General features: G+C 70.2%; 21 protein-coding genes. 14 read left to right on the top strand and 7 right to left on the bottom strand.

Annotated elements, in window-relative coordinates; all coding sequences use genetic code 11:
• Positions 1–55: 55 nt before the first annotated feature.
• From DKM19_RS15000 to DKM19_RS15025, 6 genes are all read left to right on the top strand, one after another.
• Positions 56–319: a phosphoribosyl-ATP diphosphatase gene (locus DKM19_RS15000; RefSeq protein WP_110705733.1), complete on the top strand. Its 264-nt coding sequence runs from the start codon at positions 56–58 to the stop codon at positions 317–319.
• 76 nt (positions 320–395) lie between these two features.
• A complete protein-coding gene (hisG, locus tag DKM19_RS15005) occupies positions 396–1,241 on the top strand; it encodes an ATP phosphoribosyltransferase (RefSeq protein WP_089210271.1) in 846 nt (281 codons plus the stop codon).
• Positions 1,242–1,540: 299 nt separating this feature from the next.
• Positions 1,541–2,425 (top strand): ABC transporter ATP-binding protein, encoded by an 885-nt coding sequence (locus DKM19_RS15010; RefSeq protein ID WP_110696213.1) that lies wholly within the window; start codon positions 1,541–1,543, stop codon positions 2,423–2,425.
• A complete protein-coding gene (locus tag DKM19_RS15015) occupies positions 2,425–3,159 on the top strand; it encodes an ABC transporter permease (protein WP_162641493.1) in 735 nt (244 codons plus the stop codon). Before DKM19_RS15010 ends, DKM19_RS15015 begins: the two co-directional genes overlap by 1 nt.
• Entirely contained in the window at positions 3,156–4,295 is a 1,140-nt protein-coding gene (locus DKM19_RS15020; RefSeq protein WP_110696215.1) for a sensor histidine kinase, read from the top strand. Before DKM19_RS15015 ends, DKM19_RS15020 begins: the two co-directional genes overlap by 4 nt.
• The gene (locus tag DKM19_RS15025) at positions 4,292–4,897 is read left to right on the top strand and encodes a response regulator transcription factor (protein ID WP_110696216.1); all 606 of its coding nucleotides are present in this window, start codon (positions 4,292–4,294) and stop codon (positions 4,895–4,897) included. Before DKM19_RS15020 ends, DKM19_RS15025 begins: the two co-directional genes overlap by 4 nt.
• 160 nt (positions 4,898–5,057) lie before the next feature.
• Here the strand turns inward: DKM19_RS15025 and DKM19_RS15030 are convergent, their stop codons facing one another.
• Together DKM19_RS15030 and DKM19_RS15035 are read right to left on the bottom strand one after the other, a co-directional pair.
• Positions 5,058–5,918, bottom strand: a complete 861-nt coding sequence (locus tag DKM19_RS15030; RefSeq protein ID WP_110696217.1) for a siderophore-interacting protein — start codon at positions 5,916–5,918, stop codon at positions 5,058–5,060.
• 168 nt (positions 5,919–6,086) lie between these two features.
• Positions 6,087–7,151 carry an EAL domain-containing protein gene (locus tag DKM19_RS15035; protein WP_239514261.1) on the bottom strand — a complete coding sequence of 355 codons (1,065 nt, stop codon included), beginning with the start codon at positions 7,149–7,151 and terminating at the stop codon, positions 6,087–6,089.
• A 246-nt stretch (positions 7,152–7,397) separates the two neighbouring features.
• Between DKM19_RS15035 and DKM19_RS15040 the strand changes: the two genes are divergently transcribed.
• The 5 genes from DKM19_RS15040 (at position 7,398) to DKM19_RS15060 (ending at position 13,124) form a co-directional block, all read left to right on the top strand.
• Positions 7,398–8,084, top strand: a complete 687-nt coding sequence (locus DKM19_RS15040) for an acVLRF1 family peptidyl-tRNA hydrolase (RefSeq protein WP_110705735.1) — start codon at positions 7,398–7,400, stop codon at positions 8,082–8,084.
• Positions 8,085–8,266: 182 nt separating this feature from the next.
• Complete coding sequence (locus DKM19_RS15045; protein ID WP_110696218.1) at positions 8,267–9,865, top strand: ABC-F family ATP-binding cassette domain-containing protein; 1,599 nt, start codon at positions 8,267–8,269, stop codon at positions 9,863–9,865.
• A 114-nt stretch (positions 9,866–9,979) separates the two neighbouring features.
• Positions 9,980–10,198 (top strand): helix-turn-helix domain-containing protein, encoded by a 219-nt coding sequence (locus tag DKM19_RS15050; protein ID WP_089210264.1) that lies wholly within the window; start codon positions 9,980–9,982, stop codon positions 10,196–10,198.
• 129 nt (positions 10,199–10,327) lie between these two features.
• Entirely contained in the window at positions 10,328–11,131 is an 804-nt protein-coding gene (locus DKM19_RS15055; protein ID WP_110696219.1) for an enoyl-CoA hydratase/isomerase family protein, read from the top strand.
• 118 nt (positions 11,132–11,249) lie between these two features.
• Positions 11,250–13,124 carry an ABC transporter ATP-binding protein gene (locus DKM19_RS15060; RefSeq protein WP_110696220.1) on the top strand — a complete coding sequence of 625 codons (1,875 nt, stop codon included), beginning with the start codon at positions 11,250–11,252 and terminating at the stop codon, positions 13,122–13,124.
• Positions 13,125–13,258: 134 nt separating this feature from the next.
• Here the strand turns inward: DKM19_RS15060 and DKM19_RS15065 are convergent, their stop codons facing one another.
• A complete protein-coding gene (locus tag DKM19_RS15065; protein WP_110696221.1) occupies positions 13,259–14,149 on the bottom strand; it encodes a sulfotransferase in 891 nt (296 codons plus the stop codon).
• A gap of 117 nt (positions 14,150–14,266) precedes the next feature.
• Here DKM19_RS15065 and DKM19_RS15070 point away from each other — a divergent pair, with 117 nt between their 5' ends.
• Both DKM19_RS15070 and DKM19_RS15075 read left to right on the top strand, forming a co-directional pair.
• A complete protein-coding gene (locus DKM19_RS15070; protein ID WP_369990513.1) occupies positions 14,267–15,139 on the top strand; it encodes an LD-carboxypeptidase in 873 nt (290 codons plus the stop codon).
• A gap of 91 nt (positions 15,140–15,230) precedes the next feature.
• Complete coding sequence (locus tag DKM19_RS15075) at positions 15,231–16,109, top strand: hypothetical protein (protein ID WP_239514263.1); 879 nt, start codon at positions 15,231–15,233, stop codon at positions 16,107–16,109.
• A gap of 102 nt (positions 16,110–16,211) precedes the next feature.
• On the opposite strand, the gene DKM19_RS15080 is transcribed toward DKM19_RS15075, so the two are convergent.
• Positions 16,212–17,972: a glycoside hydrolase family 15 protein gene (locus tag DKM19_RS15080; RefSeq protein WP_110696224.1), complete on the bottom strand. Its 1,761-nt coding sequence runs from the start codon at positions 17,970–17,972 to the stop codon at positions 16,212–16,214.
• Between the two features lie 44 nt (positions 17,973–18,016).
• Positions 18,017–18,622 carry a YitT family protein gene (locus DKM19_RS15085; RefSeq protein ID WP_110696225.1) on the bottom strand — a complete coding sequence of 202 codons (606 nt, stop codon included), beginning with the start codon at positions 18,620–18,622 and terminating at the stop codon, positions 18,017–18,019.
• Positions 18,623–18,697: 75 nt separating this feature from the next.
• Here DKM19_RS15085 and DKM19_RS15090 point away from each other — a divergent pair, with 75 nt between their 5' ends.
• Positions 18,698–20,131 carry a PLP-dependent aminotransferase family protein gene (locus tag DKM19_RS15090; protein WP_110696226.1) on the top strand — a complete coding sequence of 478 codons (1,434 nt, stop codon included), beginning with the start codon at positions 18,698–18,700 and terminating at the stop codon, positions 20,129–20,131.
• 93 nt (positions 20,132–20,224) lie between these two features.
• Here DKM19_RS15090 and DKM19_RS15095 read toward each other — a convergent pair whose 3' ends face one another.
• Together DKM19_RS15095 and DKM19_RS15100 are read right to left on the bottom strand one after the other, a co-directional pair.
• On the bottom strand, positions 20,225–20,845 hold the full coding sequence (locus DKM19_RS15095) for a trimeric intracellular cation channel family protein (RefSeq protein ID WP_110696227.1): 621 nt from the start codon (positions 20,843–20,845) through the stop codon (positions 20,225–20,227).
• Positions 20,846–20,890: 45 nt separating this feature from the next.
• The gene (locus DKM19_RS15100; protein WP_110696228.1) at positions 20,891–22,390 is read right to left on the bottom strand and encodes a peptide MFS transporter; all 1,500 of its coding nucleotides are present in this window, start codon (positions 22,388–22,390) and stop codon (positions 20,891–20,893) included.
• Positions 22,391–22,518 lie beyond the last annotated feature (128 nt).

Raw genomic sequence — 22,518 nt, forward strand, 5'->3', positions numbered from 1 at the left:
AGGACCGGTGGGCGGATACGCTTGATGAGCACATCCGACGATGGCGAGAGAGATCATGAAGACCTTCGAAGAGCTGTATGCCGAGCTGTCCGACAAGGCACGCACCCGGCCCGAGGGCTCGGGCACCGTGGCCGCGCTGGACGCCGGTGTCCATGCCATCGGCAAGAAGGTCGTGGAGGAGGCCGCCGAGAGCTGGATGGCGGCCGAGCACGAGTCGAACGACCGTGCCGCGGAGGAGATCTCCCAGCTCCTCTACCACGTGCAGGTTCTCATGATCGCCAAGGGGATCGGGCTGGACGAGGTCTACAAGCATCTGTGAGCCGGTGAGCCCGGCTCACAGCATCGCAGCGTCACCGCCCTGTAGACCACACTCCACACGTAAGGAACCTCACGCCATGTTGCGTCTTGCCGTCCCGAACAAGGGCGCCCTCACCGAGGCAGCCCAGACGATACTGAAGGAAGCCGGATACCGCGCGCGCAAGGACAGCAAGGAGCTCGTGGTCGTCGACCCCGAGAACTCCTGCGAGCTGTTCTTCCTGCGGCCCAAGGACATCGCCGTCTACGTCGGCGAGGGCACCCTGGACGCCGGGATCACCGGCCGTGACATGCTCCGCGACTCCGGAGCGCAGGTCGAGGAGCTCATCCCGCTCGGCTTCGGCAGATCCACCTTCCGCTTCGCCGCCAACCCCGACGAGTTCGTCTCCGTCGCGGACCTCAAGGGCAAGCGCATCGCGACCTCCTACGCGGGCCTGCTGGAGGCCTACCTCGCCGAGCAGGGCGTCGAGGCCCGGGTGATCAAGCTGGACGGCGCGGTCGAGACCGCGGTCCGCCTGGGCGTGGCCGACGCCGTGGCCGACGTCGTGGAGACCGGAACCACGCTGCGCAACATGGACCTCGAGGTGTTCGGCGAGCCGATCGCCCACTCCGAGGGCGTGCTGATCAAGCGGGTCGGCGCCGTGGAGACCCAGGGGCTCATGCAGCTCATGCGCCGTCTCCAGGGCGTGCTGGTCGCCCGCGACTACGTGATGATGGACTACGACATCCGGGCCGAGCGGATCGAGGAGGCCATCGCCCTCACCCCCGGCATGGAGGGCCCCACGGTCTCCCCGCTGCACCGGGAGGGCTGGGTCGCGGTCCGCGCCATGGTGCCGCGCAAGGGGCACCAGCAGGTGATGGACCAGCTCTGGGAGATGGGCGCGAAGGCCATCCTGGTCACCGCCATCTTCGCCTGCCGCCTCTGAGCGGCTCCTGCCCGGCGGCGCCCCCGTGAGCGGCCCATCCTCCGGCGGGTGCTCCATCGGCCCATGTCCGTGGCCGGAGATCCGCGTCCGTCGTCGCCTCCGCGGCGGTCGACGGGAGTCACCGCCGTTCCGGCGGCGTCCGGCGCGTTCCGACGTCGTCTGACGCCGCCCGGCGCTGTCCGACGGCGTCCGGGGCTGTCCGACGGCGTCCGGGGCCGTCGGTCTTTCTGACAAATGTCACCGCCAAACCCGGAGAACAGGCACTGAGGATCATGCCTTGACGCTCCTAGCGTTGAGGCATGAAAGCCATCGCCTTCACCGACGTGAGTAAGAGCTACGGGAACGTGCTCGCCGTCGACGGGCTGGACCTCGCGGTCGAGGCCGGCCAGACCGTCGCGCTGCTCGGCCCCAACGGGGCGGGCAAGTCCACCTCCATCAACATGCTGCTCGGCCTGCTCCGCCCGACCCGGGGCCGGATCGAGATCCTCGGCCGCCTCCCGGAGGAGGCGGTCGCCCGGGGTGAGATCGGGGCCATGACGCAGAGCGGTGAGCTCATTCCCGAGCTCACCGTCGGTGAGCTGGTCGACTTCGTACGGCGGCTCTACCCCGCCCCGCTCGGTCTGGACGAGATCCTGAGGACGGCGGACCTCACGGACCTGGTACGGCGGCGCGCCGCCAAGCTGTCCGGCGGGCAGGCCCAGCGGGTCAGGTTCGCCCTGGCCATCGCGGGCGCGCCCAAGCTGCTCGTGCTGGACGAGCCCACCGCGGCCATGGACGTGGAGTCGCGGCTGAGGTTCTGGGCGGGCATGCGCGACTACGCGGCCGGGGGCCGGACGGTCCTGTTCGCCACCCACTACCTCGAAGAGGCCGACGAGCACTCCGACCGGGTCATCGTGATCTCCGGGGGCCGGATCGTGGCCGACGGCACCGCCGCGCAGATCAAGGCCGGGGCAGGCGGCCACGCCGTCAGCTTCGTCCTGGACGACCAGGCGACCACGGGGCTGGACGCCCTGCCGGGCGTCTCCGCCGTGGAGGTCTCGGGGGGCACCGCCACGCTGCGCACCGCCGACCCCGACGCCACCGTGGCGGCCCTCTACCGGGGCACCTCGCTGGAGATCCGTGAGCTGCGGATCACCGGGGCCGACCTCGAAGACGCCTTCCTCGCACTCACCCGGGAGCCATGATGCCGAACTACATCAAGATCGAGATCTTGCGGATGCTGCGCAACAAGCGCTACATCATCTTCGTGGTGGCCTTCCCCGTGGCGTTCTACCTGCTGTACGCCAACCTGTGGGGCGACGAGGCGGGCTCCGGTGGGGTGAGGGGCAGCGTCATCCTGATGGTCTCCATGGCCGCCTACGGCGCGCTGGCGGCCTCGATGATGAGCACCTCCGTGCCGTGGGCACAGGAGCGGCAGTCCGGCTGGCTCCGCCAGCTGCAGATCACCCCGCTGCCGAGCTGGTCGATCATCGTCACCAAGCTGATCACCTCGCTGCTGCTGGTGCTGCCGTCCCTGGTGCTGGTCTGCCTGGCCGCGGTGCTCACCCAGGGCGTCTCGCTGCCGGCCTGGCAGTGGGCCGCGCTGATCCCGGTCATGTGGATCGGCACCCTCCCGTTCGCCGCGCTCGGCCTGATCGCCGGCTCGCTGCTGCCCGCGGACACCGCCCAGCCGGTCACGATGATCGGCATGTTCGGGCTGGCGTTCCTCGGCGGCCTGTGGTTCCCGGTGGAGATCATGTCCGCGACGATGAGGAGCATCGCGCAGGTCACGCCCTCCTTCTCCTACGCCGACATGGGCTGGCACCTGGTCGCGGGCACGGCGCCGCCGCTGCGGGACGTGGTGACGATCCTGATCTGGGCCGCCGTGCTGGGGACCGCCGCGGTGTTCGCCTACCGCCGGGCTACCGTACGAGCATGAAACTCGCCTCGGCCCTCACCTTCGGCGGGACGGGAGAGAATCCGTCCCGCTGGCGGCGGCTGCCCGGGATGGCCATCGGCCTGGTTTATCTCTGCTTTCCGATGCTGGACCTCGTCACCGGAAACGTGACCGGCGCGAAGGCCGTGTGGGGCGCCTTCGGGCTGGTCACCTTCATCGTCTGTTACATCGCCGTGGTGATGAGCCAGCGCACATTCGGGAAGCCGACCCTGCTGAGCCATCTGCTGATCGCCGCGGTCACGGTCCTGGCCGTCGGCCTGCCGCTCCTCTTCGGCGGCGGCTGGCTGACGTTGCCGATCTACATGACCGTGCTCTACAGCATGGCGCTGAGCACGCGTGCGGCGGTCGTCGGCATCGTCGGCATGGGCGTCACCGTTGCGCTGATCGGTCTGCTGAAGCAGAACGATCCGGGCACCACTCTGGTGCTCGTCTTCCAGGTCGCCACGCTCGGCATCCTGTTCATGAGCGTGCGCAACACCCGGCTGCTGGTGACCCAGCTCCGCCAGGCGCAGGAGGAGGTGGCCCGGCTGGCCGCGAGCGAGGAACGGCTGCGCATCGCCCGGGACCTGCACGATCTGCTCGGCCACAGCCTGTCGCTGATCGTGCTGAAGAGCGAGCTGGCCGGGCGGCTGGCCGAGAGCGGCTCGGAACGGGCGGTGGCGGAGATCAACGACATCGAGTCGGTGGCCAGGGAGGCACTGGTGGAGGTGCGCGACGCCGTCACCGCCTACCGGCAGCGCGGCCTGTCGGGCGAGCTGGACGGCGCCCGCGCCGCGATGGAGGCGGCGGGGACGCGGGTGACGGTCCGGCTGGCGGGAACGCCGCTGCCCGACGCGCTGGACGGGCTGCTCGGCTGGGCGGTGCGCGAGGGGGCCACCAACGTCATCCGGCACGCGCGGGCGACCCGGTGCGAGATCGAGGTGACCTGCGACGGGGAGAGCACCGTCCTGGAGATCGTGGACGACGGACGCGGGGCGGCGCCGTACGGACCGGGCAGCGGGCTGACCGGGCTGACCGAACGGGTGGAGGCTGCCGGCGGGACGGTGTCCGCCGGTCCGGGTGAGACCGGCTTCGCCCTCAGGGTGGCGGTCCCGACGGCCGCGGGGGGACGGGCATGATCCGGGTGTTGCTGGTGGAGGACCAGGCGATGGTCCGGGGCGCGCTGGCCTCGCTGCTCGGCCTGGAGCCCGACATCGAGGTGGTGGGGGAGGCCGCCTCCGGCCCGGAGGCGCTCGCCGTCGCGCTCAGGATCCGGCCGGACGTCGTGCTGCTCGACGTCGAGATGCCCGGGGGAGACGGCATCACCGCCGGGGCGCGGATCCGCGAGGCGCTCCCCGGCTGCCACATCATGATCCTGACCACCTTCGGCCGTCCCGGCTACCTGCGCAGGGCGATGGAGGCGGGCGCGGTGGCCTTCCTGGTCAAGGACAGCCCGGCCCGCGAGCTCGCCGCCGCCATCCGCCGGGTCCGCGACGGTGAGCGGGTCATCGACCCGGGGCTGGCCGCGGCCGCGCTCAGCGCGGGCCCCAACCCGCTGTCGCCTCGCGAGCGCGACGTCCTGGCCGCCGCGGCGGACGGCTCCACCATCGCCGACGTCGCCGGGAGCCTTCACCTGTCGGAGGGCACGGTCCGCAACTATCTCTCCTCGGCCATCCAGAAGACCCACGCGCGCAACCGGATCGAGGCCGTCCAGCGAGCCCGGACCCACGGCTGGCTCTGACCCGCGACGACCGCGACGGCCCGCGACGGGCTGCCGGGACCGTCCGGCGAGCCCGGACCCGCGGGCGGCTCCGGCTCAGGAGACCGGCTCCGACCCGGAAGGCTCAGGCCCGGGAGGGCCCCGATCGGGGAGACCGGCTGCGGTCCGGGAGGTTCCGGGCTCAGGAGGAGAGCGCGGCGGCCTCCTCCTGCTCGATCTGCTCGTTCCACTCGCGCTTGGAGGAGCGCCAGGCCTCGTCGTCGCGACCGAGGCGCCAGTAGCCGGAGATGGACAGCTGCGACAGCGGGACGCCCCGCTCGGTGCGCAGATGGCGCCTGAGCTCCCTGACGAAGGTGGCCTCGCCGTGCACGAAGGCGTGTACGGCGCCGGGCGGGAAGTCGAGCTCCCGCACCGCTCTGATGAGCGCCTCGCCGACCGGCGCGCCGCCGCGGTGCAGCCAGAAGATCTTCGTGTCGGCGGGGGAGTCCAGTGACTGCTCCTCCTGCGCGTCCTCCACCTCGATGAAGACATGGGCCTGCGCGCCTGCGGGCAGGCGCTCCAGGGCGGTGGCGATGGCGGGCAGCGCGCTCTCGTCTCCCACGAGAAGGTGCCAGGCGGCGTCCGGGTCGGGGGCGTAGCCGCCGCCGGGGCCGAAGAAGTGGATCTCCTCGCCCGGCTGGACCCGATCGGCCCACGGCCCGGCCAGGCCGCTGTCGCCGTGGTAGACGAAGTCGAGCGTCAGCTCGGACGCCTCGGGGTCCCACGCGCGGACGGTGTAGGTCCGGGTGGTGGGCCACTGGTCACGGGGCAGGTCGCGCTGGATCGCCTCCATGTCGAACGGCTTCCGGTAGGTCACCCCGGGCGGGGGGAACAGGAGCTTCACATAGTGGTCGGTGAACTCACCCACCTCGAAGCCCGCGAGGCCCTCGCCGCCGAGCACCACCCGGATCATGTGCGGGGTGAGCCGCTCGACCCGCCGCACTTCGCCGCGGGTCGTCCTGCGTACGGGGCGCGCGGGGCGTGCGGGCCTGTCGTCTGCCATGTGCCACTCCCGGGAACGTCAAGTTAGGTAAACCTAACTCGTAGCATATGCCATTGAAGTGCGGAGAGGTTTTGGCGATTCGGCCAAAGTAAAGGCACTCCCGCCGTCGAACGGCCGAGCGCGGGCGTTTGGCGCGTTCCAAGGTCGCTCTGCTGCGGAGGCCGGCCCTCAGTGCTGCATGGCCGCGACCTGGCGGATCAGGTCGGCCACCCGGACGACGCCCATGCAGCGGCCGACCTCGTCGGTGACGACCAGATCGTCGTAAACGCGTGCGGTGTCGCGGCCCGCGAGCTGCATGGCGGCGATGGCGGGAGTGGTCTTGGGAACCGTGCGGGCGGTGTCGGCGAGCCGTGCCGCGGGCTTCTTACCGTGCAGGGCATGGCCGAAGCGGGTGGCGATCGACAGCAGGAAGCGGCTGCGGTCGAGGCTGCCCCTGGGACGCTGGTACTCGTCCACCAGGATCACGCTGGTGATGGACGGCTCGCTGCCGAAGGCCTCGGCCGCGTCCTCGGCGGTGGCGGCGTAGGGGAGGGTCACCGCGGGCAGCAGGAACTCCTGGACGCGGGGGCCGAGCAGGGCCTGCACCGGCTCCTGCTCGACGACGGGGATCGGCACGTGGACCCGTCCCGACGGGCCGGGGACCAGGAGCGGGCCCTGCGCCAGCCGTACTCCCCAGCCGCGCACCGCGGTGAGCTGCGCCTCGTCGGAAATCCCCGGGGCCAGCACGTGGGCGCCCACGCCCCGGGCGAGCGCCGCCAGGGACTCGGCGAGCGCGGAGCGGCGCGCGTCGCGGGGCGTCCTGGAGACCAGCTCGGGGGAGATCACGGCCAGGTACGGCCCCGCGTCGACGAGCAGGTCCAGCGGAATGTGGCCGGTGCCCAGATCGCCCACCGCGATGAGGTAGCCGATGGCGCGCAGGCCCTCCAGCCCGATGAGCAGGGCACGCCGGTCGTGCTGGGCGAAGTCTCCCCGGATCATGATGATGATCTCGCCGGGCCGCCGCCCGGATATGCGCAGGGCCTCGTGGAGCGGGGCCAGTGCCGCCGAGCCGCCGATCACCACGATGGCCGGCACGGGCAGCACGAGCGGGAGCAGCGCATCACTCCCGGTGACTCTGTGGATCGTCTGGATGACGGCGGAGATGTTCCCGTGACCGTTGCCTGCCGCCTGGAGCGCGATGACGCCCCCGGTGTCGAGGTCGACGATCGGCGTGATGCCCAGGTCGGCCGCCATGGAGGCTGAAGGGAGGACTTGCGCGCTACTCGACACCTCTTGAGGATGAACCCGGTCGCGGGGGCTACATAAGCCACGCACGGCGTGTTCACTGATATTTCGCTATTTGTTGAGGTTTTGGTTAGAGCCGGTCATTGGATCCGGCCGGCTGGAGCCGGTCGTCGAGGGCGCCCGCGCGGTCATCCGGCCGGGTGGTCGCCTGAGGAATCGTATGGAGCGCCGGGGCACCGGGTAGTGTCCCGTTTCATGACATCGCGACCGGCCAAGGGTGGAGGTCGCTGGGTCCTGGTGGGGCCCGAGCGCCTGAACCGCTGGATCGACGGCTTCGTGGAGCGGCACGGCCCGCCGAGCGTGACGGTCTCCGCCTCCGCCGACGTCGTCCGGCTTGAGGGCACGGACGGCGCGGTGGCCGAGTGTCAGGTGCCGTTCCCTCCCCTGACCCCCTCCGGTGGTGGGCCGCTGGCGCGTCTCACCACCCACGTGCGCAAGGAACGCCGGGTCGGCGTGCTGCTGGTACGGCTCGGCGGTCACGCGGCCGGGATCTTCCACGGGGACGAGCTCGTCTCCTCCAAGGTCGGGTCGCGGCTGGTCCACGGCCGTAGCGCGGCGGGGGGCTGGTCCCAGCACCGGTTCGCCCGGCGCAGGGAGAAGCAGGCGAACGAGGCACACGAGGCGGCGGCCGAGGTGGCTCTGCGCATCCTCGGACCCCACCTGGCCGAGCTGGAGGCGGTGATCCTGGGCGGCGACCGGCGTGCGGTGGACGCCCTGCGGCCCGACCGCAGGCTCGCCCCGGTCTTCGCGCTGGAGACCGAGCCCTTTCTGACGGTCCCCGACCCGCGGCTGGTCGTGCTCAGGGAGACCCCGGGCCAGTTTCGGGCGATCCGGATCAGGGTCACCGACCCCGATGTGCCGGTGTCAGGCGAGCGGCCCTGAACAAACGGGGGGAAGCGGGCCGGTTGCGCGCCGTACACTGATCGGTATGCGCACTCCCGATTGACCGTCGTCTGGGCAAAGGCGAGACGGCCGAGCCGAGAGCCGGGAGACACAGGGCGCGGCGGGTTCGGCCACTAGTGAAGTGAGCCTGTGTATTTCCAGTCTGGGAGTGTTCTCCAACCATGATCGTAGCTTCTGACATCGAACTGCGCGCCGGCGCCCGATTGCTGATAGAGAACGCCTCGTTCCGGGTCAACCCCGGTGACAAGATCGGGCTCGTCGGCCGCAACGGCGCCGGTAAGACCACCCTGACCAGGGTTCTCGCGGGTGAGGGCGCGCCCGCCGCGGGCACGGTCTCCATCACCGGCGAGGTGGGTTACCTGCCGCAGGACCCGCGCACCGGCGACCTGCAGGTGCTGGCCCGCGACCGCATCCTGTCCGCGCGCGGGCTGGACGACGTGCTGCGCGACCTGCACGCGGCCGAGCTCGGCATGTCCTCCGAGGATGACCGCAAGAGGGACCGCGCGGTGCGGGCATACGGGCGCCTGGAGGACCGGCTGCACGTCCTGGGCGGATACGCCGCCGAGTCCGAGGCCGCCTCGATCGCCTCCAGCCTCGGCCTGCCCGACCGGGTGCTCGGCCAGCCGCTCGAGACGCTGTCGGGAGGCCAGCGCCGGCGGGTGGAACTGGCCCGGATTCTCTTCAGTGGAGCGGAGACTCTCCTTCTTGACGAGCCGACAAACCACCTAGATGCGGACTCAATCGGGTGGCTTCGTGATTTTTTACGATCTCACCAGGGCGGCTTGATCATAATTAGCCACGATGTGACGCTTCTTGAAGTGACGGTAAACCGGGTTCTGCACCTGGACGCCAACCGTGCGGCGATCGACACCTACAACGTCGGCTGGAAGACCTACCTGGCCCAGCGGGAGACCGACGAGAAGCGCAGGAAGCGCGAGCGGGCCAACGCCGAGAAGCAGGCCTCGGTGCTGATGTCGCAGGCCGACAAGATGCGGGCCAAGGCCACCAAGGCCAAGGCCGCGCAGGACATGCAGCGCCGGGCGGAGCGCCTGCTCTCGGGGCTGGAGGTCGAGCGGCGTGACGACAAGGTCGCCAAGCTGCGCTTCCCCGAACCCGCCCCCTGCGGGCGGACTCCGATCATGGCGGAGGGATTGTCGAAGTCCTACGGCTCGCTGGAGGTGTTCACCGATGTGGACGCCGCCGTGGACAAGGGAACCAGGGTCGTCATCCTGGGTCTGAACGGTGCGGGAAAGACCACTTTGCTCCGTATTCTCGGGGGTATCGAGCAGCCCGACACCGGCGCGGTCAAGCCCGGCCACGGACTCAAGCTGGGCTACTACGCGCAGGAGCACGAGACGATCGACCCCGAAAGGACCGTGCTGGAGAACATGCGCTCGGCCGGGGGAACCCTCGCCGACGTGGAGCTGCGCAAGGTCCTGGGCTCGTTCCTGTTCACCGGCGATGACGTGGACAAACCCGCGAAAGTACTCTCCGGCGGGGAGAAGACGCGGCTGGCGCTGGCCACCCTGGTCCTCTCGGCGGCCAACGTCCTGCTCCTCGACGAGCCCACGAACAACCTTGATCCGGTCAGCCGAGAGCAGGTACTTTCTGCCCTAAGGTCCTATTCTGGGGCAATTGTGCTCGTCACGCACGATGAGGGTGCAGTAGCGGCTCTACGACCCGATAGGGTGATCTTGCTGCCTGACGGAGTTGAAGACGCATGGAGCGACGAATTTTCCGATCTTGTGGCACTTGCCTGATCTTAATTTGAGCGGGTACGGATCTTTTCCCATGGAGTAGGTAGCCGATCTCGCCGAAATGACTGATCATGGCGTGTGTAACGCTGCGGAAGTCTGGCACTACAGGAGGTACTCGTGGCCGAGACTCTTAAGAAGGGCACCCGGGTTACCGGGGCCGACCGTGAAAAACTGGCCGCCGATCTAAAGAAGCGCTACAGCGCGGGTGAGAGCATCCGCGCGCTGGCCGCTTCGACCGGCAGGTCATACGGGTTCATCCACCGCATCCTGAGCGAGTCCGGCGTGACTCTGCGCGGGCGCGGGGGAGCCACTCGAGGTAAGTCGTCTAAGCGCTGACCCCGCCTCGGAACGCGCGACCGCAGCCGCTCGTACCCACGCTGGCCGTCTCGTCCGGGTCTGTAGAACCTCATTCTGGAGAATCGATAGGCTCGGACGAGACGGAACCGATGGGTGGGAGAACGAGCGATGGTGGAAGTGGCGTTCGGGGGGAGTGCGGAGGAGGTCTCCCTCGAGGAGGTCGGTCTGCGCTACGAGGTGGACGGCAAGATCGCGACGATCACGCTGGATCGGCCGGAGAAGCGGAACGCACAGACGTTCGCTACCTGGTCGGCTCTGGCTCATATCGGTGACACCCTGCCGCAGCAGGTGAGGGTCGTCGTGATCAGAGGTGAGGGGCCGTCCTTCTCGGCGGGGATCGATCTGCGGATGTTCACTCCGGAGGGGGTTCCCGGTCAGGGTTCGTTCGCGGCCTCGGCGATGCTCGACAGCTCGACCTTCGAGCAGCGGCTAGCCAAGGCCCAGCAGGGTTTCCTGTGGCTGCGGCGTCCCGACATCGTCTCCGTCGCGGCCGTTCAGGGCCACGCGATCGGTGCCGGGTTCCAGCTTGCGCTCGCCTGTGACCTGAGGGTCCTGGCGGACGATGCCAAGCTGTGCATGAAGGAGCCTGCTCTCGGGCTGGTCCCCGACCTGACCGGCACCAAGCCGCTGGTCGATCTCGTGGGCCTGTCCAGGGCGATCGAGATCTGCCTCACGGCTCGCACCGTGGGAGCGGAGGAGGCAGCCAGAATCGGCCTGGCCGAACTGGTGGTCGCTCCCGGGGATCTGGGGCAGGCCGTACAGGATCTGACCGCTGCCCTGCTGGCGGTCGACCGGGACGCCGCGACGGCGACCAAGCGGCTGCTCCAGGGCGCCTCGGGGCGCACGCTGGAGGAGCAGTGCGTGGCCGAGGGGCAGGAGCAGGCAGTACGGCTCAGGGCGTTGTTCGCGTAGTTCACAGCGGTTCACAGCAGTTCACTTAGGGTCACTCAGGCGGGCCGTTGTTCGCCTCAAGCTGATGGGGGAATGGGACTGCCTCTCCCGGTGCTCGCATCGGGAGAGGAGGTCGTACATGGCGATGATGGGCGGGGGCTTCGGACCCCAGATGATGCGCTCGCTCCGGCGGGACGGCTCGGTGACCAAGGAACGTCTCACCCCGGGGACCGTCAGGCGCATCGTCAGATACGCCCGGCCCTTCTCACGGCACATCACGGCCTTCCTGGCCCTGGTCGTGGTCGGCTCGGTCATCGTGATCGCCAACCCGCTGCTGATGAAGGCGATCATCGACGACGGGATCATCCCGAAGCGGGTGGGAGTCGTCATCGCCCTCGCGCTGGTCATCGCGGGCCTGGCGATCGCCGACGCGGCGCTCACCCTGGCACAGCGCTGGTTCTCCTCGCGGATCGGCGAGGGCCTGATCTACAACCTGCGCACCGAGGTCTTCGACCACGTGCAGCGCATGCCCGTCGCCTTTTTCATGCGCACGCAGACCGGCGCCCTGGTCTCCCGGCTCAACAGCGACGTGATCGGCGCCCAGCGGGCGCTGACCAGCACGCTGTCCTCGGTCGTCGCCAACGTGGTCATGCTGGTGCTGGTGCTCGGCGCCATGCTGGTGCTGTCCTGGCAGATCACGGTCGTCTCCCTCGTGATGCTGCCGATCTTCATCTTCCCGGCCAAGTGGGTCGGCAGGAAGATGTCGGGGCTCACCCGTGAGCAGATGGAGCTCGACGCCGAGATGAGCTCCATGATGACCGAGCGGTTCAACGTCGCCGGCGCGATGGTCGCCAAGCTGTACGGCCGGCCGGACGAGGAGGCCGCCTCCTTCGGCGGCAAGGCGGGGCGGGTGCGCGACGTCGGGGTCACCGTCGGCATGTACGGGACGGTGTTCCGGGTCGCGCTCGGCCTGGTCGCGGCGCTGGCCACCGCGCTGGTGTACGGCATGGGCGGCGTGCTGACCATCGACGGCGCCTTCGAGTTCGGCACCCTGGTGGCGCTCACGACCCTCCTGCTGCGCCTGTACGGCCCGCTGACGAGCCTGTCGAACGTGCACGTGGACGTGATGACCGCGCTGGTGAGCTTCGACCGGGTCTTCGAGGTGCTCGACCTCAAGCCCATGGTCGCCGAGAAGCCGGACGCCCGGGCCGTTCCCCACGGCCCGGCCTCCGTCGAGTTCGACGACGTCTGGTTCAGATATCCGGCCGCCTCCGAGGTGTCCCTGGCCTCACTGGAGGCCGTGGCCCGCCCCGACACCGGGCCCAGCCAGGACGTGCTGCGCGGCGTCGGCTTCACCGCCCGCCCCGGCGAGATGATCGCGCTGGTCGGTCCCTCCGGCGCGGGCAAGACGACGATCACGAGCCTGGTCTCCCGCCTCTACGACGTCAACGACGGCGCGGTCCGGATCAACGGCCTGGACGTGCGCGACGCCACCCTGGACTCCCTGCGCGACACCGTGGGCGTGGTCATGCAGGACGCCCACCTGTTCCACGACACCATCGGGGCCAACATCGGCTACGCCAGGCCGGGCGCGACCGAGGAGGAGATCTGGGACGCACTGAGCGCCGCGCAGATCGCCGACCTGGTCAGGGGGCTGCCCGAAGGGCTGGAGACCGTGGTGGGCGACCGCGGCTACCGGTTGTCCGGCGGCGAGAAGCAGCGGCTGGCCCTGGCGAGACTGCTGCTCAAGGCTCCCCGCGTGGTCGTACTCGACGAGGCCACCGCGCACCTGGACTCCGAGTCCGAGGTCGCGGTGCAGCAGGCGCTGAAGATCGCGCTGGCCGGGCGGACCTCCCTGGTCATCGCCCACCGGCTGTCCACGATCCGCGACGCCGACCAGATCCTGGTGGTCCAGGACGGCCGCATCGTGGAGAGGGGCCGCCACGAGGAGCTGCTGGCCGAGGGCACGGTCTACGCCGAGCTCTACCACACCCAGTTCAGCGAGACCTCCTAGCGCCGGAGAGCACCGGCGCGCGTTCCATCGAGCCCTCCTGAGCTCGGCCCGGTCCCGTCCGCGCCGTTCGCATCCGCGCTGTGAGAAACATCTCCGTGACCCCTCGGCCCCGCCCCGTCGGGAAGCCGTCGCCCTCAGGAGGCCGAGACGTAGCCGAGGCGCAGGAGCTCCTCGCGGGCGACCTTCCCCACCAGCTCGGCGTCCTCGCCGCGCAGCCGGGTGCGCCAGGCGCCGACCTTCGGCACGCTCCTGCCGTACAGGGCGACCTTGGAGATCCGGGTCCCGAGGAAGGTGGAGAGCCCCTCCGCGGCGTCGGCGGGGGAGGAGACCAGGTCCTCGTAGCGCAGGGTCAGCAGTTGCTCGCGGGGCAGCTCGTGGTGGAGCGCGGCCGACAGCCGGACCGCGCTGCGCCAGCGCAGCGCGCACTTGCCCGCCGTGGGCATCGCCTTCCAGCGCTCGCTGTGCTCGCCGGAGTTGAGGCCCAGGAACGGGTTGGGAAACTCGGTCTCGTCGCTCAGCATCACCGGCTTGAACCACGACAGGGCGGCGGGGTCGGCCAGCATGTCGGCGATCACGTCGCGGCCGTCCCTGATGAGCTGGACGAAGCGGGCGTCGGGGAAGGCCTGCAGCAGCACCGAGGCGCTGTAGAGCAGGTCGGGGCTGGCGTCACCGAACCGGGCCACCGTGTTGGAGGTCACGCAGGGCCCCGCTCCGGTCACACCCCCCGCCTCGCGGCACGGCGCCGGGCACTCCTGGCACGCGCCGGGCACGATCTGCCAGGCCTCGGCCATGGCGTCGCGGAGCACCCGGGTGGCGCCCATGCCCCGGCTGGCGATGGAGGGGCGCCGGGCGAAGGCGTAGACGACGTGGGCCACCGCCGGACGCCCCATCGTGACGTGGAAGCCCGGGGAGCGTTTCAGGGCACGGGCCAGCAGGTCCGCGCCTGAGTGGGGAGCGGCGAGAACGAACACCGGCTGGCGGACTTTGATGCCGTTGACCACCAGGATGTGGGGCGGAGGTCGCATATGTGAGCCCAGTGTGGCACCGTTTGGGGAGTGAAAGAACCGCCTACGTCCTTCCCGGGCGCGGCAGACGGCGCCGTCGTCCCGCCCCCGCTGCGGCCCGGTGACACGGTGGCGGTGGTGGCTCCCTGCGGGCCCGTCGATTCCGGGGGAGTGGCGCGCGGCGTCCGGGTCCTGGAAGGCCTGGGTCTGAAGGTCGTCACCGGCGCCCACATCCTCGACAGGGACCGCTATCTGGCCGGATCCGACGCGGTCAGGGCCGCCGACCTGAGCGACGCCTGGTGTGATCCCGAGGTGAGCGCGGTGTTCTGCGCCCGGGGCGGTTACGGCGCGACCCGGATCCTGGACCTGCTCGACTGGGACGCGCTGCGGGCGGCCGGGCCCAAGACGCTGGTCGGCTCCAGCGACGTCACCGCCCTGCACCGGGCGTTCGCCGTCGAGCTGGGCCTCGCCTCGCTGTTCGGCCCGATGCCGGCCAGCGCCGTGATCAGCGACCCCGCCGGTCCCGAACCCCGCACCTTCGAGCACTACACGGCCGCCCTGGCCGGGGACCCGCCGCCGATCACCGGCGACCGGGTGATCGTTCCCGGTGAGGTCGCCGCCCCGGTCACCGGCGGCAACCTCAGCCTGCTGGCCGCGCTCTGCGGCACGCCGTACGAGCTGGTCGCACGGGGGCGGATCGTGCTGCTGGAGGACGTCACCGAGGCGCCGTACCGGATCGACCGGATGCTCGTCCAGCTGCTCCAGGCGGGGTGCCTGGAGGGGGCCGCCGGATTCGTCCTGGGTTCCTGGGTCGACTGCGGCGATCCCTACCCGGTGCTGGAGGAGCTGCTGGCGCCGCTCGGCGTGCCCGTTATCGCGGGGCTCCCGGTGGGGCACGGCCAACCACAATTAAGTGTGCTTCTAGGGGCACTTGGTGCTATTGATACGAAATCGTGCTCTCTAGCCTACTCCATCCGCGACTCCTCCAGGGCAGGCTGGGTGCGGATATAGGAGGAAACCCGGCAGAAGGGACGCACGAGTGAGGCTGTTCCGGCGGCATCGGAGTCGGCGGGCCGAGATGCCCCCGCGTCCGGTCGAAGAAGTGGATCTCGATTCCCTGCTCGCGCTGGTCGCCGACAATCTCGGTTACACCTGCTCCTTCGCGCCCGACGGCGGCGGCACGCTGACACTCGAAGGTCCCCGCACGGTCGTCGTACGGCTGGCCGGACTCCGGGCCGAGGCGCGACGGCGCTCGCGGGAGGACTGGCCGATGCTCGTCTCCGAGCACCTGTCCCACACGCTGGACGCCGCGGACGAGCCGCTCGACGTATGCGACCTGGACCAGGTCCGCTCGCTGCTGCGAACCCGGATCCAGCTCGACGAGGACCTGGGCTCGTCCCACGTGGTCGGCCGTCACCTCACCGCCGACCTGGTCGAGGTGCTCACCATCAAGTACGGCGCGACCTCGCGTCCGGTCCGTCCCGAGGAGGTCGGCTGCTGGCCGATCACCGCCGCCCAGGCACTGGACCTGGCCCTGGAGAACGTCCGCCAGGACGAGCGGCTCTCGGTCACCGAGGACGACCTCGGCGGCGTGGCGATCCGGCGGCTGAGCGGCCCCACCGCCAGCGCCGCGGCCCACCTGCGCCGCCTGGCCGACTACCTGCCCGTTCCCTCCGACGGGGTGCTCGTCGCGCTGCCCGACCCCGCGACGCTGATCGTCCACCCCGTGGAGAGCATCGGCGTGGTCCGCGCGATCGAGCGGCTGCGGCTGTTCGCCCAGCGGGAGTTCGACCTGGGCGTGGGCGCCGGCGCGCTCAGCTCGCAGGTCTACTGGTGGCACGACGGGCGGCTCAGGCTGATCCGGTCCGACCTGGTCAATCACGACGGCCAGACCCGGCTGGTGGTGGCCCCGCCGCCGGAGTTCGCCCGGGTCCTCGCGGACCTGGCGGTCCGTTCCGACGGCGAGGGCGCCGCCGGCTGACGGCGAGTCCGGCTCCCGGCGCGGACGAAGACCCGTCACCGTCGAGGTCTCCAGGTCTCCTCACCGTCGTCGCCGGAGCGAAGAGACCGGGAGGACTCCGGCTCAGCTGAGCGCGCGCGCCGTGTGGATCAGCGGAACGTGGCTGAAGGCCTGGGGGAAATTGCCGACCAGCCGGCCGTAGCGGGGGTCGTACTCCTCGGCGAGCAGGCCGACGTCGTTGCGCAGGGACAGCAGGCGCTCGAACAGCACGACCGCCTCGTCCTTGCGGCCGATCATGGCCAGGGCCTCGGCCAGCCAGAAGCTACACGCGAGGAACGCGCCCTCGCCGCCCGGCAGGCCGTCCACGTCGTTGTCGGCGGCCACCGGATAACGCAGCACAAAACCCTCGGACATCAGCTCGCGCTGGACCGCCTCGACCGTGCCGATCACGCGCGGGTCCTCCGGCGGCAGGAAGCCGACGATCGGGATCAGCAGCAGGGCCGCGTCCAGCTCGTGCGAGCCGTACGACTGGGTGAAGGTCCCGCGTGCCTGGTCGAAGCCCTTGTGGCAGATCTCGGCGTGGATGTGGTCGCGCAGCGCCTTCCAGCGCTCAACGGGTCCCGTCCGGCCGAACTCCTCCACCTGCTTGATGGCCCGGTCGAGGGCGACCCAGCACATCATCTTGGAGTGGGTGAAGTGGCGGCGGGGGCCGCGGACCTCCCACAGGCCCTCGTCGGGCTCGTCCCAGTGCGCCTCCACGAAGGCCATCAGCTCCCGCTGGATGGTCCAGGCCCGGTCGTCGGGCTCCATGCCCGAGGCGCGCGACAGGTGGAGGGAGTTCATCACCTCTCCGTAGACGTCCAGCTGGAGCTGGTTGACCGCGGCGTTGCCGATGCGGACCGGCCGGGAACCCTCGTAGCCGGGCAGCCAGCCGAGCTCCAGCTCCGTCAGCCGGCGCTCCCCGGACACGCTGTACATGATCTGCAGGTCCTGGGCGCGGCCCGCGATCGCCCGGAGCAGCCACGCGCGCCAGGCGCGGGCCTCGTCCAGGTATCCGGCTCCGATGAGGGCCTCCAGCGTCATGGTGGCGTCGCGCAGCCAGCAGAAACGGTAGTCCCAGTTGCGGACCCCGCCGATGTCCTCGGGCAGCGAGGTCGTGGGGGCGGCGACGATGCCGCCGGTTGGCTCGTAGGTGAGCGCCTTGAGCGTGATGAGGGAGCGGACCACGGCCTCGCGCCACGGGCCCTGGTAGGTGCACTGCGCGACCCATTCGGCCCACAGCGACTCGGTCTCGGCCAGCTGCTCGTAGGGGTCGATCTCGACCGGCCTGGTCTCGTGCGAGGGGTGCCAGGTGAAGATGAAGGCCATGCGGTCGCCGGCGGAGACCTTGAACCTCGCCTTGTGGGCGTAGTCGCCGCCCTGCAACGGGACGGGGGAGTGCAGCCACACCGAGTCGGGGCCGCCCACGGCCTGCAGCAGGCCGTCGGTGCGGCGCACCCAGGGCACGATGCGGCCGTAGTCGAAGCGGATGCGGATCTCGGTGGCCATGTCCACCGTCCCCGACACACCCTCCACGATCCTGACCAGGTCGGGATTGGCATGCCGGGTGGGCATGAAGTCGGTCACGCGGACCGTGCCGTGCGGGGTGTCCCACTCGCTTTCCAGGATCAGGGACTCGCCCTTGTAGTGCCGCCGGGTGGCCTTGGGCCGCTCGGCGTCGGCGGGACCGAGCCACCACTGCCCGTTGTTCTTGTCGCCCAGCAGAGCCCCGAAACAGGACGGCGAGTCGAACCTCGGCAGACAGAGCCAGTCGATGGAGCCGTTGCGCCCGACAAGGGCGGCCGACTGCATGTCGCCGATGAGAGCGTAATCCTCAATCCACATGGGCTCGACGCTAGTGCCTCCGTGGCCTTTCCGGCGGACGGATGTCAGCCCCTGGGCCGCATCCGCGGCATGAAGAACTGGCTCAGAGGCCCGATGGCGAGGGCGAAGATCAGGGTTCCGGCGCCGACGGTGCCGCCGAGCAGCCAGCCGATGGCCAGCACCGTGACCTCGATGACGGTGCGGGCCGAGCGGATGGACAGGCCGAGGCGGTTGAGGCCGGTCATCAGCCCGTCACGCGGGCCGGGGCCGAGGCCCGCGCCGATGTAGAGGCCGGTCGCCGCGGCGGTGGCGACGACGCCGAGCAGCAGGTAGGCCCAGCGGGCGACGAGGGGGTCCGGGGTCGGGATCAGCCACATGGCCGCGTCGGCGAACAGCCCGAGGAAGACGACGTTGCTGAGGGTGCCCACGCCCGGCTTCTGCCTCAGCGGGATCCACAGCAGCATGACCAGGGCGCCCACCACGATGATCCAGATGCCGATCGACAGGCCCAGGTGGATGGAGAGTCCCTGGTGGAACACGTCCCAGGGGCTACCGCCGAGGTGCGACTCGATCTGCAGGCCGACGCCGACGCCGTAGAGCGCCAGACCCGCGTACAGGCGCAGGAGGCGGTTGGGAAGGGAGCCCAGAAGGGGAAGGGAGAGTTCGCTCATAATGCCCTCGATCCTCCGGGCCACCGGCGCCAAGAAAAAGGGCCAATAACGAAAAGTGGCTTTATAGTGGCCTGCATGGATCGGCATCTGAGCGGACCTCAGCTCGCGCGTCTCGTGGCGATCGCCCCCGGCGCCAGGCCGTACTACAGGGTCCTGGCGCAGGCGGTACGGTCGCTGATCCTCGACGGGCGACTCCCCGTGCGGATGCGCGTCCCGGCCGAACGGCATCTCGCCGAGGCGCTGGGCGTCAGCCGTACCACCGTGACCGCCGCCTACGACCGGCTCCGCGAGCAGGGCTATCTGGAGAGCCGGCAGGGCGCCGGGAGCTGGACCGCGCTGCCCGACGCCGCCTCGATGGGCACGGACAACCCGTGGATCGCCTCCGGCGACGACGGGCTGCTGCCCCTGCACGCCGCCGCTCCGCTCGCGATCTCGTCGCTGCCCGCGGCGATCGCCTTCGCGAGCGAGCACTACCCCCGCTACGCCCTCGGCATGGGCTACGACCCGGTCGGGATCGCGCCGCTGCGCCGGGCGATCGCCGCCCGCTACACCGCGCGAGGGCTGGCCACCAGGCCCGAGCAGATCCTGGTCACCACGGGAGCCCAGCAGGCGATCCACCTGGTGGGCAAGGCGCTGCTCTCGCGAGGCGACCCGATCATGCTGGAGTCGCCCACCTATCCGCACACGGTCGACCTGGCCAGGTTGCGCGGGGCCAGGATCGCCGGCGTCGGCGTCTCCGACGAGGGCTGGCACCTCGACCTGCTCACCGAGGCCCTGCGCCAGTCGGCCGCCCGCCTCGCCTACGTGATCCCCGACTTCCAGAACCCCACCGGTCACCTGATGGACGACGCCACGCGCGCGGGTCTGGTCCGCGCGGCCAGGCGGTCCGGCACCACCGTGATCGCGGACGAGACCTGGAGAGAGCTGGCGATCGACGAGGTGCCGGACACCTCGCCGCTGGCCGCGTTCGACACCGACGGGCGGGTGATCAGCATCGGGTCCGCGTCCAAACTGTGGTGGGGCGGGCTGCGCATCGGCTGGATCCGTACCACCGCCGCCATGGTCCGCCGCCTGGCCGTGCTCCGCGCGGCCGTGGACATCGCCAGCCCGCTCTTCGAGCAACTGGTCGTGACCAGACTGTTCGAGGACATCGAGGAGGCGAGGGCCGAGCGCCGCCGTACCCACGGGGCCTCCAGAGCCGCCCTGGTGGCCGCTCTGGAGACGCATATGCCCGATTGGAGCTTCATCGTGCCGAAGGGCGGAGGCTCGCTCTGGGTGAGGCTGGAGGGCCCCTCCGCCGTCTCGCTGACCGACGCGGCGAGCTGTCACGGCGTACGGCTCGCGCCCGGCCCCCTGTTCGGCGTGGACGGCACGCTGGAGGGCCGGCTCCGCCTGCCCTTCACCCAGCCGCCGCAGGTCCTCGTCGAAGCGGTGAGCCGCATCGCCGAGGCGAGGGTCAGGGGAGCGCACGGCACCCGCCCCGCCCGGTCGCTCACCCCGGCCCTCTGACCCGCTCTCGACGTGACCCGCTCGGGAACGACCCCGTTTCGGGCCGGTCCACTCCGCGGCGCCGGGCTACCCGGGTTGCCCGGACTACCCGGGCTACTTGGGCTGTTCCGAGGTGACGCCCCTGGCCAGTGGAGCGCGCAGCCGCAGGCGCATGGCCGCGATGCGCAGTCCGAAGGCGAGCATGGCCGCGGCCAGCGTGGTCGGCCATCCGTGCAGGTCGAGGGTGTAGAGCAGGGCCATGAGCGCCGAACCGAGCATGGCGGGCACCGCATACAGCTGGCGGTCGTACAGCAGGCTGGGGATCTGCCCGGCGAGGATGTCGCGCAGGACGCCGCCGCCGACCGCGGAGGTGATCCCGAGCAGGGCCGCGTGCAGCGGGCTGAGGCCGTAGCTCATCGCCTTCTCCGTGCCGACCGCGCAGAACAGGCCGAGGCCCGCCGCGTCGAACACGTCCACCGCGGGCATCACCCGCTGCACGTGCGGATGCCAGAAGAAGACGATCAACGTGGCGACCATCGGGACGAGCACGTAACCGAGGCTGGAGAAGGCGGCGGGCCGTATGTTCAGGACCAGGTCGCGCAGGATCCCGCCGCCCAGCGCCGTCATCTCCGCCAGTACGGCCATGCCCACCACGTCCAGCCGCCTGCGGACGCCGACGAGCGCACCCGAGAGAGCAAAAACGAAGATTCCGGCCAGATCAAGCACTTCATGCACTGATAAATCATCACATGACCTGTTTTATGAAATTTCGGTGGAGGGTCAGGGCGACGCCGGAGCGCTCGGCTCGCGGTGCTCGCGCATCATCGTGTGGAGCCTGCCCGAGAACACCAGGAGCACCAGGGACGCCACGATGGCGATCACCGCGAGCGTGAGGAAATAGGCGGGCTCCGACATGTGGTTTCTCAGCCGGCCGGTCTGCCCGCCCACGGAGTCGCCCACGGCGAAGGACATGAACCACAGGCCCAGCATCTGGCTCTTGAAGGCCTGGGGGGCGAGCTTGCTGGTGACCGAGAGCCCGACGGGGCTCAGCGCCAGCTCTCCGAAGACCTGGACGAGGTAGACCAGCACCAGCCACCACACCGAGATCCTCCCGCTCTGGGCCAGGGCGGCGGCCAGGGCCATGACCACGAAGCTCAGGCCGTTGATGAACAGTCCGGCCGCGAACTTCTGGGGAGCGGTCACCCGGTCGCCCAGTTTGACCCAGAGCGCGGCGAAGACCGGCACGAAGATCATGATGAACAGCGGGTTGAACGCCTGCGTGGTCGCGGGCGTGATCGAAATGCCGAACAGCGACAGGTCGGTCCTGTGCTGGGCGAAGAACAGCAGCACGGTCGGAGCCAGGTCGTAGATCATCCAGAAGATGGCGGCGGCGATGAACAGCCAGATGTAGGCCTTCACCCGAGAGCGCTCGTCGTCGGTCAGGTTGTGGCTGCCGAGCAGGATGTAGCCGAAGTAGAGCACGGGAACGGCCAGGATGATCAGCGTCATCACGAGCGCGAAGGCGTCGAGGCTGAAGGTGCCCGAGGCCGTCCAGGCGGCCAGGGCCACGGCGATCACGGCGACGACGGCGAGGGCGGTCAGGCCGAAGTGCCTGCGCTCCTCGGGGGTCAGCCGGTGTCCGGGCACGTCGCCCACGCCCCGCAGATGGTGGCGGCCCCGCACGTACTGGAGCAGGCCCAGGGCCATGCCGACCGCCGCCGCGCCGAAGCCCAGGTGCCAGCGGTCGCCCGCGGCGAGCCAGCCGACGACGATGGGGGCGACGAAGGCGCCGATGTTGATCCCCATGTAGAAGATGGAGAAGCCCGCGTCCCTGCGCGCGTCGTCGTTCTGCGGATAGAGCTTGCCGACCATCGTGGAGATGTTCGGCTTCAGCAGCCCGGTTCCGATGATGATGAGGAACAGGCCGAGCGCGACGAAGGCGCCCGTCCTGACGGGGACGGCCATGCTGATGTGGCCGCACATGATGATGAGGCCGCCCCACAGCACCGCCCTGCGGGCGCCCAGGACGCGGTCGGCGATCCAGCCGCCGGGCAGGGCGACCAGATAGATGAGGGCGCCGTAGATGCCGACGATCGCCTGGGCGGTCGCCTCCGTCAGGCCGAGGCCGCCCGCGGCCGGAGAGGCGACCATGAAGGTGGCCAGGATGGCGCGGAGGCCGTACCAGCTGAAGCGTTCCCACAGCTCGGTGCCGAACAGCGTGGCCAGCCCGCGTGGGTGGCCGAAGAAGGTCTTCTCGCGGGCGCCCGTCCCCGATGCCATGTCGCCCCCCGGCGTCAGCGTGTGATCGAGTTCTCACTTTACGTATACATGTCGGCGGAGTGCGAGGAGAGGTTGCGCGGGCGAGGGTTCTTCTCCCCTGAAGGGTCTTGTTCTAGGTGATCGCCATG

The sequence above is a fragment of the Streptosporangium sp. 'caverna' genome (genome assembly GCF_003203775.1).
In the GTDB taxonomy this organism is placed as follows: domain Bacteria; phylum Actinomycetota; class Actinomycetes; order Streptosporangiales; family Streptosporangiaceae; genus Streptosporangium; species Streptosporangium subroseum.

What these genes read in the sequence shown, in the direction of transcription:
- DKM19_RS15080 (WP_110696224.1), bottom strand. Translation starts at nt 17,972, where the DNA reads ATGTGGATTGAGGATTACGCTCTCATCGGCGACATGCAGTCGGCCGCC.
- DKM19_RS15090 (WP_110696226.1), top strand. Translation starts at nt 18,698, where the DNA reads ATGGATCGGCATCTGAGCGGACCTCAGCTCGCGCGTCTCGTGGCGATC.
- DKM19_RS15085 (WP_110696225.1), bottom strand. Translation starts at nt 18,622, where the DNA reads ATGAGCGAACTCTCCCTTCCCCTTCTGGGCTCCCTTCCCAACCGCCTC.
- DKM19_RS15055 (WP_110696219.1), top strand. Translation starts at nt 10,328, where the DNA reads ATGGTGGAAGTGGCGTTCGGGGGGAGTGCGGAGGAGGTCTCCCTCGAG.
- DKM19_RS15045 (WP_110696218.1), top strand. Translation starts at nt 8,267, where the DNA reads ATGATCGTAGCTTCTGACATCGAACTGCGCGCCGGCGCCCGATTGCTG.
- DKM19_RS15010 (WP_110696213.1), top strand. Translation starts at nt 1,541, where the DNA reads ATGAAAGCCATCGCCTTCACCGACGTGAGTAAGAGCTACGGGAACGTG.
- DKM19_RS15030 (WP_110696217.1), bottom strand. Translation starts at nt 5,918, where the DNA reads ATGGCAGACGACAGGCCCGCACGCCCCGCGCGCCCCGTACGCAGGACG.
- hisG (WP_089210271.1), top strand. Translation starts at nt 396, where the DNA reads ATGTTGCGTCTTGCCGTCCCGAACAAGGGCGCCCTCACCGAGGCAGCC.
- DKM19_RS15000 (WP_110705733.1), top strand. Translation starts at nt 56, where the DNA reads ATGAAGACCTTCGAAGAGCTGTATGCCGAGCTGTCCGACAAGGCACGC.
- DKM19_RS15035 (WP_239514261.1), bottom strand. Translation starts at nt 7,151, where the DNA reads ATGGCGGCCGACCTGGGCATCACGCCGATCGTCGACCTCGACACCGGG.
- DKM19_RS15020 (WP_110696215.1), top strand. Translation starts at nt 3,156, where the DNA reads ATGAAACTCGCCTCGGCCCTCACCTTCGGCGGGACGGGAGAGAATCCG.
- DKM19_RS15065 (WP_110696221.1), bottom strand. Translation starts at nt 14,149, where the DNA reads ATGCGACCTCCGCCCCACATCCTGGTGGTCAACGGCATCAAAGTCCGC.
- DKM19_RS15060 (WP_110696220.1), top strand. Translation starts at nt 11,250, where the DNA reads ATGGCGATGATGGGCGGGGGCTTCGGACCCCAGATGATGCGCTCGCTC.
- DKM19_RS15040 (WP_110705735.1), top strand. Translation starts at nt 7,398, where the DNA reads ATGACATCGCGACCGGCCAAGGGTGGAGGTCGCTGGGTCCTGGTGGGG.
- DKM19_RS15100 (WP_110696228.1), bottom strand. Translation starts at nt 22,390, where the DNA reads ATGGCATCGGGGACGGGCGCCCGCGAGAAGACCTTCTTCGGCCACCCA.
- DKM19_RS15025 (WP_110696216.1), top strand. Translation starts at nt 4,292, where the DNA reads ATGATCCGGGTGTTGCTGGTGGAGGACCAGGCGATGGTCCGGGGCGCG.
- DKM19_RS15015 (WP_162641493.1), top strand. Translation starts at nt 2,425, where the DNA reads ATGCCGAACTACATCAAGATCGAGATCTTGCGGATGCTGCGCAACAAG.